Here is a 12799-nt window from a genome sequence, read left to right as displayed (position 1 = left end):
GCGGGGCGGATCAGACGGTGCCGCTCGCGGCGACCATCACCTTGGCCTTGGGGGCGCCGCTGCCGCTGCCGAGGGACTCGACGCGGTCCACGATCTCCTGGCCCTCGACGACCTCGCCGAAGACGACGTGCTTGCCGTCCAGCCAGTCCGTGACGACCGTGGTCACGAAGAACTGCGAGCCGTTGGTGTGCGGGCCCGCGTTGGCCATGCTCAGCAGGTACGGACGGTCGTGCTTGAGGGTGAAGTTCTCGTCGGCGAACTTCTCGCCGTAGATGCTCTTGCCGCCGGTGCCGTTGCCGCGCGTGAAGTCGCCGCCCTGGAGCATGAACTGCGGGATGACGCGGTGGAAGGGGGAACCCGCGTAACCGAAGCCGTGCTCGCCGGTGGCCAGCTCGCGGAAGTTCTTCGCGGTCTTGGGCACGACGTCGTCGAAGAGGCGGAACACGATGCGGCCCGCCGGCTCGTCGTTGATGGTGATGTCGAAGTACACGTTGTCGCTCATGGAGATCAACCTACCGCCGGTCGGCGCCGGACGTACGCCCGAGTGGGGGGTGGCCGACCGGGCGGACCGCGTATAGATACGCGAGATGTGCGTACGCAAATAAGCGGGAGAAGCTCAGAAGTCTCCAACTGTCCTGCCAGCGCATGGTGATGAACTGCGCCCCGAAGTCATGTGTGCGCAACAGCAAACATCAGCTCGCGCTACCAGCTCACCGGCAGTGTTCTCGGACCGCGAATCAGGCCGTCCCGCTGGAACTCGACGTCCTCGGGTGGTACGGCGAGCCGCAGCTCGGGGAACTCGGTCATCACGGCCTCGATGAGGACCTCGGCCTCCATCCGGGCCATCAGCGCGGCCAGGCAGAAGTGCGGACCGTGCCCGAAGGCCACGTGCCCCGCGCCGGTGCGCTCGAAGTCCAGCAGGTCCGGGGCGGGGAAGGCGGAGGGGTCGCGGTTGGCGGCGACATAGGCGTTGTAGACCACCTCGCCCTTGCGGATCAGATGGCCGCCGATCCGCACGTCCTCGGTGGCGATGCGGGGGATGCCGACGCCGTTGCGGTGCGGGACGAACCGGAACAGCTCCTCCACCGCCTTCGGCAGCAGCTCCGGCTCCCGGCGCAGCCGCGCGAACTGGTCCGGATGGGTGAGCAGCGCGTACATCATGGAGCCGCTGTTGTTGCGCACCGCGTGCCCGCCGCTGACGTACACGGCCATGGCCAGCGAGACGGCCTCGTCGTCGGTGATCTCACCGCTCGCGGCGGCCGCGGCCAGCACTCCGGCGAGGTCGTCGCGGGGCTCGGTACGACGGCGTTCCAGCAGCGCGACCACCCGGCTCCGGGTGTCCTGCCGGGCCGCCTGGTTGCGCTCCTTCGCGTCCGCCTTGGTGAGCAGCGCCTCGGAGTTGCCGGCCCAGTTGCGCCAGTCGTCCTCGTCGGCGCCGAGGAAGGCGCAGACCACCGCGATCGGGAACGGCGTGTACAGGTGCTCCATGAGGTCACCGGGTGCGCCCGCGCGCCGCATGTCCGCCAGCATCGCGCGGGCGGTGCGCTCGGCCAGCGGCCGCAGCCGCGCCATGCTCTTCGCGGTGAACGCCCGCGCGACGACCCGGCGCAGCACGGTGTGCCGGGGCGGGTCGATGTACTGCAGGCCCGCCGTCTGCGAGGCCACGGTCTGCGGAGCCATGGTGGTCACCGGGCGTCCCACCAGCTCCTGGCGGGAGAAGCGGGGGTCGGAGGTGACGAAGCGGACGTCCTCGTACCGCGTGACCAGCCATGCGTGCCCCTCGCCGTAGGGCAGGCGGATGCGGGTCACCGGCTCGTCGCGCAGGAGCGAGTCCAGGAACGGATCGGGGTCCAGCGCGGGCAGGTCCTCCACCAGCCAGGGCCGCACCGGCGGCGGGGGCGGCGAGGACGGGGGTACGGGCTCGACGGACGCGGAGTCGAAGGTCATGGCGGGTCCCTTCTCCAGTTGTCCGTAGCCTTCCGCAGCCGCAGGTGTCCCGCATGCCGGGTTCCGCCACATCAGCGGTCCCCTCTGGGCGCACCGGAGTGCGCTCAGAGGGGACCGAGGGGCCGAGAGGTCACCGCCGAAGGGTCACCAATAGTGCCGACGGCCGGCGACCGCGTGGCCGGTGGCGCCCAGGATCCAGAGGATGGCGCCGATCACGGCGAGGATGATGCCGATCGTCCAGAGGATCGAGATCCCGGTGAGGAAGCCGATGATGAGCAGAATGACACCGATGGCGAGCATGGTGTGCCTCCAGCCTTGAAGGAGTACCTGCACTCCTAGTGCCCCGAAGCGGGACACATTCTCACTCCGGAACGGGAAACCTGGACATCCTTTCGAACTCGTTCCGGCGGAGGCTCGTATCCGCAGCTCAGGCGGGTGGCGAGCTGTCGTCGGGAGCCGTGGGCAGTGCCAGATGCGCCAGATCGCCGGGCGGGGGCGAGCGCACCGGCCACAGCGGGGCGGCCTGCCCGTCCGCGACCGCCGCGGGCGCGTCGGTGAGGTTCATCCGCTCGCGCAGCCGCCCGTAGAAGTCCATCGGGCCCAGCCGTACCGCCCGCAGCCGCCGGGGTGAGGCGTACACGCCGATCCAGTCGCCGGGGTTGAGCACGCCCCGGACCTGGCCGTCGATGCTGACGGCGGCCTGGCCGGAGCGCTCCAGCACCCGGAACGCGATCGGCTCGTCCGGCGCGGCCAGCACCGAGCGGTTGAACGTCATGTGCGGGGCGACCGGTGTGAACAGCAGCCCCTCGGCGCGCGGCGAGACCACCGGGCCACCGGCGGCGAAGCTGTACGCGGTCGACCCGGTCGGGGTGGCCACCAGCAGCGCGTCGGCGGAGTACGAGGCGAGCAGTTGCCCGGCGATGTACACGCCCACCGACACCTGCCGGTCCCGGGCAAGCTTCTCCACGACCACGTCGTTCAGCGCGGTGACGTTCAGCGCGACGCCCCAGTCGTCGCCGACCTCGCACTCCTGGCGCACCCGGGGCGGGGGCAGCAGCGGGCCGCGTCCGTAGCGCACCAGGTCCGTCATGCGCGCGGGCACGCCCAGCGGGCACGAGGCCCGCAGAGTGAGCAGCATCCGGCTCTCCACCTCGAAGCGGCCCTCGTACACCGCGTCCAGCGCGGTGCGTACGGCCGGGGCGGGCACCTCGGTCAGGAAGCCGACCCGCCCGAGGTCGACCCCGAGGACCAGGGCGTCGTTCTCGGCCGCCAGCCGGGCGCCGCGCAGGAAGGTGCCGTCGCCGCCCAGGGTGACGATGAGGTCCGGGTCACCCGCGCTGTCGACCTCCTCGCGGGCGCTGTGCCGCGCGCCCTCCTGCCAGACGTCGATGTCGGCGCAGCCCACGGCGTGCTCGGCGCACCACGCGCGCACCGCGTCCGCCGCTTCGAGCGCGGCCGGGCGCCCGGCGTGCACGACCAAGCCGATACGGTCCACCGTCATCCCGACACCCGCCTTCCAGCCGACCCGCGCGAGGCCCCATCCTCGCCGCGCGGCGGACACGGGTCCGGCACGCCACGCCGCGCGGCGCGGGGTGCGCTACCGGGCGGTGCCGAAGTCCTGGGTCCAGTAGCTGCCGGGCTGGGCGAGGCCCACGCCGATCTCCTTGAAGGAGCAGTTGAGGATGTTCTCCCGGTGGCCGGGGCTGTCCATCCATCCCGCCATGACCTGCTCGGGCGTGGAGTAGCCGTAGGCGACGTTCTCGCCGTACGCGCTCCACCGGTAGCCGGCGGCGGTGATGCGCGAGCCGGGGTCGGAGCCGTCGGAGCCGGTGTGCGACATGGTGTTGTGCGCGGCCATGTCGGCGCTGTGTTCCTGCGCGGCCTTGGACAGGGTGGAGTTGAGCTCGACCGGGGAGCAGCCGACCTTGGCGCGCTCGGCGTTGACCAGTTCCACGACGCGGGCCACGTCGCCGGAGGCGGTCGCCGCGGGCTGCGGGCTGCTCGGCGCGGTGGTGGTGGCGGTCTGTACGGGGCGGGGCCGGGTGGAGATCTGGCGCACCGTCGGCGCCGAGGCGGGCTTGGCGGAGGCCGACTTGGGGGTGGCGGGCTTGGCGGCGGCCGGCTCGGCGGTCCGCTCGGCCTCGGGCGCCGTCGCCCGGGTGGTGCGGTGGTGGTCGGGCGCGGGCCGGTGCTCGGTGCGGGTACGAACGCTGGGGGAAGCGGAGGGCGTCGTGTCGGCGGCCGGGCCGGGGTCGCGGTCGCCGTCCTGCTTGACGACGTGGTGCGACTCGTGACGGGGGGCCTGCTCCGCCTGCCAGGCGGTGGCCTCGGTCGGCTGCCGGGGGTCGTCCTTCCAGTCGACGCAGGCCACGGCGGCGGTCGGTACGCCCACCGCCCCCACGGCGACGGCGGCTATGAGCGCCCGTCGGTACTGCTGGTTCTTACGGTGCTTTCCCATGCGTGAAACCTCATTCGGTAGGCGCCGGGCGCCGCCGCGCGGCTTCCTCTGGGTGGAACCCGCCTCCCGAACAGCAAAAAGACGCCCTGCGAGCGTCATTCTTAGGACGGTCACACAGGGCGTGCAAAGAGACTGTCGTACTAACGTGCTTCGTAGACCCGAGAGCCCCTTGCCAAGGTCACGAAGGCGTGCCGACCCGGCGGCAGCGGCTTCCGCGCGCTGCTGCCGGGTCGTCAGAACCCCTCATGATTTGCGAAAGCGAGGGTCCACGGCGAGTCGATCGGCCGGTCCGGAGGACAGCATGATCCAAATGCGTTCCAAGACGGACAAAGCGCACTTGTCGTCACGGTCCGTCACCTACTAAGCGGCGCCCCTAGGTCATCGGAGCCTGTGAGGGATGTCACGGAACCATGCCCGCGGCCGGGCACTCGCGGGGGACTGTAGTGGCCGGCGCCCTGGAGCGGCTAGGGCGGCGGCGCCTCCGTCAGGTGGAAGGCGTCGAACCCGAACGCGGCTTCCAGCGCCGAGAAGCGCGGCTCGTCGGGGGAGTTGGGGTTCCGGCCGCGCTGGGTGGTGTGGTGGTCGCGGCGCCGGCCCAGGGCTCACACCTCGCGCCAGCGGGCGTTGCACCAGGAGAAGAGACCGAACGCGGCCAGCCCGAGCGCGATCAGCGCCAGCAGCCAGGGCCCGGCGGGCATGTCGCGGAAGGACCGCAGCGTGTCGTCCATCCCCTTGGCCTTGCCCGGCTCGTGCTGTACGGCCGCGACCAGGGCGAACGCGCCCGCCACGCCGAAGACCAGCCCGCGGGCCGTGCCGCCGCCCACGCCGAGGACGTCGGTGACCCGTCGCGCCGTCCGCGACATCTCGCCGGTGCGCAGGTGCTTGCGGAACTTCTTCGTCGCGGCGCGGACCAGCATCCACACCCCCGCCGCGATCACGGCGACCCCGGCCGCGCCGACGATCCACTGGCCGCCGGGCCACTTCAGCGCCATCGCCGTCACGTCGTCGCTCTGCTGGTCCGAGGAGCCGCCGCCGCTGCCCTTCTGTCCGGCCGCGTAGGACAGCACCGAGTAGGAGACGAAGGCGTAGAACACGGCGCGCGCGGCGGCCAGCGCCCGCTTCGACGCCTTCGTCCCGTCGGGCCCGGCGCTGCCGAACGCCGCCTCCGACAGCCGCCACAGCGCCATGCCCGCCAGTGCGATGCCGACGATCCACAGCATCGCCGCGCCGAACGGCTTCCCGGCCAGCTCGGCCAGGGCGCCGCCGCGGTCGGCCTGCTTGCCGCCGCCGTCACCGCCCAGGGCTATCTGCAGGGCTATGACCCCGACGAGCAGGTAGATCAGTCCGCGGGCGACGAAGCCCGCCCTCGCCGCAGCGGCCATCGCCGTGCTGTCGGCCGCTCGCCGGGCCTGCCCCCGGCCTCGTCTTGCCAGAACGTGTGAGTCCATGACAAAGCCGATGCCCCGGCGTGTCCGCGTCACGCCTGACCGGGCCCCGCGTGCCAAGGTGAGGTGTGACCGACTCCGACGCCGACCCCTCCCGGCGGCGCCCCCGCCCCGGCTACAAGGCCGCGGCGGGCGTCTTCGCCGTGGGCATGATGGGCACCACGCTCCCCACCCCGCTGTACGGGCTGTACCGGGAGCGGATCGGGTTCTCCGAGCTGATCGTGACCGTGGTGTTCGCGGTCTACGCGGTCGGCGTCATCGTCGCCCTGCTGCTCGCCGGCGGCGCCTCCGACGTGCTGGGGCGGCGCCCGGTGCTGATCGTCGCCCTGGTGCTGTCCGCGTTCAGCGCGGTGTGCTTCCTGCTGGAGGGCGGGCTGCCGCTGCTGTACCTCGGCCGGGTGCTGTCCGGGTTCTCGGCGGGCCTGCTCAGCGGCACCGGTACGGCCGCCGTCCTCGACCTCGCCCCGCCCGAGCGCCGGGGGCGGGCGGCGCTCGCGGCCACCGCGGCCAACATGGGCGGGCTCGGGCTCGGGCCGCTCGTGTCCGGAATCCTCGCCGAGTACGCGCCCCGGCCGCTCGCTCTGCCCTTCCTCGTGCACCTCGCCCTGCTGGCCGTTGCCCTCGTCGTCACCCTGCTGCTCACCGAGACCGTCCACCACGACGGACCCCGGCCGCCGCTCAGGCCGCAGGGGATGCGGGTGCCGCCCGAGGTGCGCGGGGTGTTCGGGCCCTGCGCGCTGGCCGCCTTCGCCGGGTTCTCCCTGCTCGGTCTGTTCACGGCGGTGGCGCCCGCCTTCCTCACCGAGACCCTCGGGGAGCGCAACCTCGCGGTGACCGGCGCCGTGGTGTTCAGCGTGTTCTGCGCCTCCACCGGCGGCCAGCTCCTCATGGGCCGGATCGGCGCCCGTGCCGCTCTGCCGTGGGGCTGCGCCGTGCTCGCCGCCGGGCTCGTCCTGGTCGGCACCTCGCTGCTGGTGGAGTCCCTGCCGCTGCTGCTCGTCGGCGCGATCACCGGCGGGGTCGGGCAGGGCATGGCGTTCCGGGCGGGGCTCACGGCGGTCGGCGGGGCCGCGCCCGAGGAACACCGGGGCGCCACCATCTCCGCCTTCTTCGTCGTGGCCTACCTCGGCATCTCGCTGCCGGTCGTCGGGGTGGGTGCCCTGACGGTGGGTCTGGGCGTGCGCGGGGCCGGGATGGTGTTCACCGTCTGCGCGATCCTGCTGGTCGTGGCGGTGGGTACCCGTGTACGGCTGCACCCGCCGCGCGCACTGTGAACTCGGCGCGACGCGGCCTGCCTGTGTAAGCCGTTCACAGTGTCACTTCCGGATACGTCTCGACGTAGCTCTCCTCGTTCGCGCCGTAGTAGGTGCAGGTCCGCGCGCTCAGGTCGACGTCGTACCGGACCACGCCCGCCTGCCAGCAGCCCCGGACGAACTCCGGAAAGGCCGTCTCGCCCGCCTGGTCGGCGCGCAATGCGGCGAGCAGGGCCGTGCGGTCGAAGAGCGGCACGTCAGTCATGCCGGTGAACAGGGGCTCGCCCTGGACGGCGACGGGACCTGCCTCGGTGAGGTAGAGCATCGCGTTCGACGGCACGGTCATCGCGCACCGGGTGACTCCGGCCTGCCTCAGCGCCTCGGCGAGGTGAGGGAAGCCGCCCGCCTTCGGGCGCACCTCGGCGGCACGGGCCAGGGCGGCCTTGAGGTTCGGGACGGCGGGGGTGGCCGTGGGCATGGGGACTCCAGATGTGAGGCAGCCAGTAATGGCAACATATTGTCAATCTGGAAATAGGTTGTCAATGTGAACCCTCGGGGTCTGCGGGTGTCCTCGCGCCCTGCGCTGTCATGGCAGGCTGTTGCCGTACTGGCAGTGCGTTGTCATGTGGGAGGCGTGGATGCGGGACGAGGCAGCCCTACTGGTCGCCGATGTGTACGAGGCGGCGGGGGCGCTGCGCCGGCTGGGGGAGCGGACCGCCGGTACGGAGGGGCTCACCCAGGCGCGCTGGCAGGTGATGAGCGCGGTGTCCGAGGACGCGCTGACCGTTCCTCAGGCGGCCCGGCGGCTCGGTGTGAGCAGGCAGAACGTGCAGCGGGTCGCCAATGACCTCGTTCAGCTCGGTCTGGCTGTCTTCGCCGCGAACCCGGACCATCGTGGTTCGCCCCTGCTGGGGCTCACCGAGAACGGCCGGGTCGTGCTGGCGCGCGTCACCGCACGGGCCGAGGCGGCCCACCGTGAACTCTTCGGGGACATCCCCGAGGACGAGATCCGGGCGGCCCGCACCTCCCTGCGCAGGCTGCTCGCCGCACTCGACCGGCGCGAAGGGGACCCGGGCGCCGGGTAGCGGGCGGCTTCAGCCGGCGGTGCGCACGGTCGTGGTCACCCTGACCTGGCACGGAGTGCGCGGGGTCGAGCCGAAGCCGAACCGTACGGGTGGATCGACCGGGGCGAGCGGTCCCAGGTCCCGGCCCTCGAAGGTGGCCGTCGCCGCGGTGAGCCGGTGCAGGTCACGCGCGCCGTACCACTCGTACCGGCCGCCACCGGCGGAGCCCCGCGTGCGCACGCCCATCAGCAGCCGGGCCACCGGGTCCGTCAGGACCGCGCAGGCGGGCCGGGATGCGACGGGTCCCGCCAGCCGGAGCAGGGTTCCCAGCACGCCCCGGCGCCCCACCGTGAAGCACAGGTCGAGCAGCGGTCCGGCCGTCACCGTCCAGCGTTCCCCGGCGATCCGCACCCCCACGGGGACGATCCGCACCTCGTCGAAGGAGTAGGTCCCGGCGATGAAGTCGGCCACCTGCCGGGTCGGCGCCAGCAGTGTGCGGTGGCCGTCGGCGCGCTCCACCATCACGTCGCTGAAGGACCCGAAGGGTGTACGCGGCCAGTGCCCGAGCACCAGTCGGGTCCCGGACGCCGTGCCGATCCCGGTGATCCAGCCGTCGAAGCGCAGATCGGCGGACCGGCCGGGCTCCGGGGGAACCGGACGGTCCGCCGCCCGGCGCCGTGTCTCATCAGGCTCGCGGTGCACCACGAGCGACGGATGCCCCACGTTCCCGGCACCGAAACACCGGTCGGCGCCGGTCAGACGCCCGACGGGGTGGCCCGCGCCAGCACTTCGGCGGCGACGGCGAGCGCCTCGGCGCGGTCCTCGGGGACGAGTCCGATGCGGGTACGCCGGTCCAGGAGGTCGGACGGGTCGAGGGCGCCCTCGTGCCGGGCGGCCCAGAGGAGTTCCGCGCGGGTGACCGGATGGCCGGGCAGCACCGGCTCGGCGAGCGCCGGGTCCCGCTCGGCCAGTGCCTGCACGGCGGGAGCCTCGGTGCCGTAGCGGCGGACCAGCCGGGCGGGCGCGGGCAGGTCGCGCAGCCGCTCCGGGCCGGCCGCGCCGACCAGCGGGAGTCCGGCGGTCGGGGAGGGGGCCGACGGCAGGCCGCGCGCGGCCACGGCCGCGTCGACGGCGTCCTGCGCCATCCGCCGGTACGTCGTCAGCTTGCCGCCCACCACGGTGACCACCCCGTCCGGCGAGGTCAGCACCGCGTGCCGGCGCGAGATGTCCGAGGTGCGCACGGAGGCGCTGTCCGGGCCGCCCGGCACCGAGGTGTCCAGCAGCGGGCGCAGCCCGGCGAAGGCGCCGTCCACCTCGTCCCGGCGTACCGGCGCGTCCAGCACCGAGCCCAGCACGTCCAGCAGGAAGCCGATGTCCGTCTCCGGTACCTCGGGCACGTCCGGGATCTCGCCCTCGACCGGCTCGTCCGTGAGGCCGACGTAGGTGCGGCCGTCGCCCTGGGGCAGCACCAGCACGAAGCGGTTGGTCTCGCCGGGCACCGGTATGTGCAGGCCGGCCGGGAGCGCGCCCAGGCGCTCGGAGCGCAGCACGAGATGGGTGCCGCGTGAGGGGCGTACACGGAAGCCGTCGACCAGGCCGCCGGCCCACACACCGGTCGCGTTGACGACGGCCCGCGCCCTGATCTCCCCTTCCTCGCCGGTGAGTTCGTCCCGGAAGCGGGCCCCGGTGGGTCCGAGTCCCAGGGCCCGGACGCGGGTGAGGACCCGTGCTCCGTGCGCGGCGGCGGTGCGGGCGAGGGCGGTGACCAGGCGGGCGTCGTCGGTCACCCGGCCGTCCCAGGACAGCAGCCCGCCGCGCAGTCCGGCCGCGCGCACCGAGGGTGCCAGATGCCGGGCCTCGGCCGCCGTCAGCCGGCGCGGCACCGGCAGCACCTGCCGGGGGGTGCGGGCGGCCAACCGGAGCATGTCACCCGCCCGGAACCCCGCCCAGGCCAGCGACGCCTGCGCCCGTGACACCAGTGGGGTCAGCGGCAGCACGAAGGGCTGCGCGGCCACCAGATGCGGGGCCGTACGCGTCATCAGCACCCCCCGCTCGACCGCGCTCTCGTGCGCCACGTCGAACTGCCCGGCCGCCAGATAGCGCAGCCCCCCGTGGATCAGCTTGGAACTCCAGCGGGAGGTGCCGAAGGCCAGGTCATGGGCGTCGACCGCGACGACGTCGAGACCGCGCGCCGCCGCGTCCAGGGCGACGCCCGCCCCCGTGGCGCCGAGCCCCACCACCAGCAGGTCGGCCGTGCCGCCCCCGGCCGCCGTGGCCAGCTCGCGGGTGCGGCGGGCGGCGTCGAGCGAGGAGCCCGGTGCCGCCGTGCGGTCTGCGTGGTCGCGGATGCTCATGGGGTGAGGGTCCTTTCCAGGAGGGTGCGCAGCTCGCCCAGGAAGGCGGCGGCGTCCAGCTCGGGGTCGTCCTCGTCGGTCATGGTGCGCAGCGACAGCGCGAAGGACTGCACCACCAACAGCACGGCGCGGGCCTGGCGTTCGGGATGCGTCACGCGTACCGAGCCGTCCGCGTGGCCCTCGCGCAGCGCCTCGGCCAGCAGCGTCAGCAGGGCCTCCTGGGTGGCGCCGCGCCGGTCGAGCACGTAGGGGAGCAGCAGTTCGGGGTCGACGTCCAGGATCTTGTGGAACAGGGGATGGTCGCGGAACTCGGCGACGCCCGCGATCAGCCCCGTCACGATCCGGGCGCGCGTGTGCGGGCCGTCCGGCGCGGCGGGCATCGCGCGGGTGGCGACCGCCAGCCACTCGCGGGTCATCAAGTCGCCGACCAGGGAACGCAGATCGGGCCAGCGCCGGTACAGCGTCATCCGGGAGACCCCGGCGCGACGGGCCACGTCGGCGAGGGTGGTGCGGCGGACACCTACGGCCAGGACGCAGTCGCGCACCGCGTCGAGCACGGTGTCGGCGTCCGAACGGTTGTGACGGATGGACGTCATGTGTAACAGTGTAACGCCCCGGCGGCCGGGGGGAGATGGCGCCGCACACACCGAACCGACGTGGTGAGGAAGACCGTTCGATGGACATGCTGTGGAACGGCTGGGGCGACCCGGCGAAGGCTTCCCCTCTGCCCGACGCGGTGGCCGGGCTGCTGCGCGACCTGCTCGGCGTCCGCCCGGGCGCGTCGGCCGCCATCGCTCTCACCGACATCGAGCTGCCCGCGCCCACGCTCACCCCGGCGGCGCTGAAAGACCTCGCCGAGGCGGTGGGCGCGGCGGACCACGTCCGCACCGACACCGAGAGCCGCGTGCGGCACACGCGCGGCAAGTCGACGCCCGACCTGCTGCGCATCCGCGCGGGCGATGTCGCCGACGTACCCCAGGCCGTCGTCCTGCCCGCCTCCCACGAGGAGGTGCTCGCCGTGCTGCGGGCCTGTGCCGCGCACCGGGTGGCCGTCGTCCCCTACGGCGGCGGCACCAGCGTCGTCGGCGGACTCGCCCCGAAACGCGGGGAGTTCATCGCCCTCGACCTGCGCCGGATGGACGCCCTCCTCGACCTCGACCCGGTCTCCCGCACCGCCGTCCTCCAGCCCGGCCTGCGCGGGCCCCGGGCCGAAGCCCTGCTCGCCGCGCACGGGTTCACGCTCGGCCACTTCCCGCAGTCCTTCGAGTGGGCCACCGTCGGGGGCTTCGCCGCCGCCCGCTCCAGCGGGCAGGCGTCCGCCGGGTACGGCCGCTTCGACGACATGGTGCTCGGGCTCACCCTCGCCACCCCGGAGGGCACCGTCGAGACGGGCCGCGCCCCGCGCTCCGCCGCCGGACCCGACCTGCGTCAACTGATCCTCGGCTCCGAGGGCGCCTTCGGCGTCATCACCTCCGTCACCGTCCGCGTCCGCCCGCAGCCGGAGCAACGCCGGTACGAGGGCTGGCGGTTCGCCTCCTTCACCGAGGGCGCCGCCGCGCTGCGCAGGCTCGCCCAGGACGGACCCCGGCCCACCGTGCTCCGGCTCTCCGACGAGACCGAGACCCTGGTCGGACTCGCCCAGCCCTACGCCATCGGCGCCGCCATGGCCGACGGCGGCACCGGCTGCCTCGCCGTCACCGGCTACGAGGGCACCGAGGCCGACACCGCCCGGCGCCGCGAAGAAGCGGCGGCCGTCCTGCGGGACTGCGGCGGCACCCTCGTCGGCACCGAGCCCGGCGAACGCTGGGCCCACGGCCGCTACTCGGCGCCCTACCTGCGCGACGCCCTCCTCGACGCCGGTGCCTTCGCCGAGACCCTGGAGACCGCCGCGTTCTGGTCCCGGATACCCGAGCTGTACGCCGCCGTACGCACCGCCCTCACCGACACCCTCACCCGCGCCGGCACCCCGCCCCTGGTCATGTGCCACATCTCCCACGTCTACGAGAACGGCGCCTCCCTCTACTTCACCGTCGTCAGCGCCCAGGGCGAGAACCCCCTCACGCACTGGACCCCGGCCAAGCACGCGGCCAACGAGGCCGTGCTCGCGGCGGGCGGTACGATCTCCCACCACCACGGCGTCGGCACCGACCACCGCGACTGGTACGTACGCGAGGCCGGACCCCTCGCCGTCGACGCGCTGCGCGCCGTCAAGGCACGCCTCGACCCGGCGGGACTCCTCAACCCCGGCGTGCTGCTTCCCACCGACTGACCCGCTCCG

Annotated in this window: 13 protein-coding genes; 3 read left to right on the top strand and 10 right to left on the bottom strand. The window is 73.5% G+C overall.

Features of this window, described 5'->3' with window-relative positions; translation table 11 throughout:
* Positions 1-10: 10 nt before the first annotated feature.
* The 6 genes from HEK131_RS16355 to HEK131_RS16330 form a co-directional block, all read right to left on the bottom strand.
* Positions 11-502 carry a peptidylprolyl isomerase gene (locus HEK131_RS16355; protein WP_217462201.1) on the bottom strand — a complete coding sequence of 164 codons (492 nt, stop codon included), beginning with the start codon at positions 500-502 and terminating at the stop codon, positions 11-13.
* 200 nt (positions 503-702) lie between these two features.
* The gene (locus HEK131_RS16350) at positions 703-1947 is read right to left on the bottom strand and encodes a cytochrome P450 (protein ID WP_244335861.1); all 1245 of its coding nucleotides are present in this window, start codon (positions 1945-1947) and stop codon (positions 703-705) included.
* Positions 1948-2091: 144 nt separating this feature from the next.
* Positions 2092-2247, bottom strand: a complete 156-nt coding sequence (locus tag HEK131_RS16345) for a DUF6131 family protein (RefSeq protein WP_135793346.1) — start codon at positions 2245-2247, stop codon at positions 2092-2094.
* A gap of 127 nt (positions 2248-2374) precedes the next feature.
* Positions 2375-3448 (bottom strand): NAD(+)/NADH kinase, encoded by a 1074-nt coding sequence (locus HEK131_RS16340; protein ID WP_217462199.1) that lies wholly within the window; start codon positions 3446-3448, stop codon positions 2375-2377.
* Positions 3449-3544: 96 nt separating this feature from the next.
* Positions 3545-4405 (bottom strand): CAP domain-containing protein, encoded by an 861-nt coding sequence (locus HEK131_RS16335; RefSeq protein ID WP_244335860.1) that lies wholly within the window; start codon positions 4403-4405, stop codon positions 3545-3547.
* 602 nt (positions 4406-5007) lie between these two features.
* Entirely contained in the window at positions 5008-5787 is a 780-nt protein-coding gene (locus tag HEK131_RS16330) for a DUF1206 domain-containing protein (RefSeq protein WP_432215640.1), read from the bottom strand.
* Positions 5788-5918: 131 nt separating this feature from the next.
* On the opposite strand from HEK131_RS16330, the gene HEK131_RS16325 reads away from it, so the two are divergent.
* Positions 5919-7124 (top strand): MFS transporter, encoded by a 1206-nt coding sequence (locus HEK131_RS16325; RefSeq protein ID WP_347881861.1) that lies wholly within the window; start codon positions 5919-5921, stop codon positions 7122-7124.
* Between the two features lie 34 nt (positions 7125-7158).
* Here HEK131_RS16325 and HEK131_RS16320 read toward each other — a convergent pair whose 3' ends face one another.
* On the bottom strand, positions 7159-7581 hold the full coding sequence (locus HEK131_RS16320; RefSeq protein WP_244335858.1) for a DUF1398 domain-containing protein: 423 nt from the start codon (positions 7579-7581) through the stop codon (positions 7159-7161).
* A 160-nt stretch (positions 7582-7741) separates the two neighbouring features.
* Between HEK131_RS16320 and HEK131_RS16315 the strand changes: the two genes are divergently transcribed.
* Complete coding sequence (locus HEK131_RS16315) at positions 7742-8188, top strand: MarR family winged helix-turn-helix transcriptional regulator (RefSeq protein ID WP_244335857.1); 447 nt, start codon at positions 7742-7744, stop codon at positions 8186-8188.
* Positions 8189-8197: 9 nt separating this feature from the next.
* Here the strand turns inward: HEK131_RS16315 and HEK131_RS16310 are convergent, their stop codons facing one another.
* From HEK131_RS16310 to HEK131_RS16300, 3 genes are all read right to left on the bottom strand, one after another.
* Positions 8198-8791 carry a hypothetical protein gene (locus HEK131_RS16310; RefSeq protein WP_217462292.1) on the bottom strand — a complete coding sequence of 198 codons (594 nt, stop codon included), beginning with the start codon at positions 8789-8791 and terminating at the stop codon, positions 8198-8200.
* Between the two features lie 131 nt (positions 8792-8922).
* A complete protein-coding gene (locus HEK131_RS16305; protein ID WP_244335856.1) occupies positions 8923-10521 on the bottom strand; it encodes a glycerol-3-phosphate dehydrogenase/oxidase in 1599 nt (532 codons plus the stop codon).
* Entirely contained in the window at positions 10518-11117 is a 600-nt protein-coding gene (locus tag HEK131_RS16300; protein ID WP_217462193.1) for a TetR/AcrR family transcriptional regulator, read from the bottom strand. Before HEK131_RS16300 ends, HEK131_RS16305 begins: the two co-directional genes overlap by 4 nt.
* A gap of 80 nt (positions 11118-11197) precedes the next feature.
* Here HEK131_RS16300 and HEK131_RS16295 point away from each other — a divergent pair, with 80 nt between their 5' ends.
* On the top strand, positions 11198-12790 hold the full coding sequence (locus HEK131_RS16295) for an FAD-binding oxidoreductase (RefSeq protein WP_244335855.1): 1593 nt from the start codon (positions 11198-11200) through the stop codon (positions 12788-12790).
* Positions 12791-12799: the final 9 nt, after the last annotated feature.

Source organism: Streptomyces seoulensis (genome assembly GCF_022846655.1).
Classification (GTDB): domain Bacteria; phylum Actinomycetota; class Actinomycetes; order Streptomycetales; family Streptomycetaceae; genus Streptomyces.
Note: the sequence above shows the minus strand (reverse complement) of the source record. Positions and strands in the feature narration are given on the sequence as shown.

Coding starts and splice junctions, on each gene's coding strand:
- HEK131_RS16355 (WP_217462201.1), bottom strand. CDS start 502: ATGAGCGACAACGTGTACTTCGACATCACCATCAACGACGAGCCGGCG.
- HEK131_RS16350 (WP_244335861.1), bottom strand. CDS start 1,947: ATGACCTTCGACTCCGCGTCCGTCGAGCCCGTACCCCCGTCCTCGCCG.
- HEK131_RS16345 (WP_135793346.1), bottom strand. CDS start 2,247: ATGCTCGCCATCGGTGTCATTCTGCTCATCATCGGCTTCCTCACCGGG.
- HEK131_RS16340 (WP_217462199.1), bottom strand. CDS start 3,448: ATGACGGTGGACCGTATCGGCTTGGTCGTGCACGCCGGGCGCCCGGCC.
- HEK131_RS16335 (WP_244335860.1), bottom strand. CDS start 4,405: ATGGGAAAGCACCGTAAGAACCAGCAGTACCGACGGGCGCTCATAGCC.
- HEK131_RS16330 (WP_432215640.1), bottom strand. CDS start 5,787: ATGGCCGCTGCGGCGAGGGCGGGCTTCGTCGCCCGCGGACTGATCTAC.
- HEK131_RS16320 (WP_244335858.1), bottom strand. CDS start 7,581: ATGCCCACGGCCACCCCCGCCGTCCCGAACCTCAAGGCCGCCCTGGCC.
- HEK131_RS16315 (WP_244335857.1), top strand. CDS start 7,742: ATGCGGGACGAGGCAGCCCTACTGGTCGCCGATGTGTACGAGGCGGCG.
- HEK131_RS16305 (WP_244335856.1), bottom strand. CDS start 10,521: ATGAGCATCCGCGACCACGCAGACCGCACGGCGGCACCGGGCTCCTCG.
- HEK131_RS16300 (WP_217462193.1), bottom strand. CDS start 11,117: ATGACGTCCATCCGTCACAACCGTTCGGACGCCGACACCGTGCTCGAC.
- HEK131_RS16295 (WP_244335855.1), top strand. CDS start 11,198: ATGGACATGCTGTGGAACGGCTGGGGCGACCCGGCGAAGGCTTCCCCT.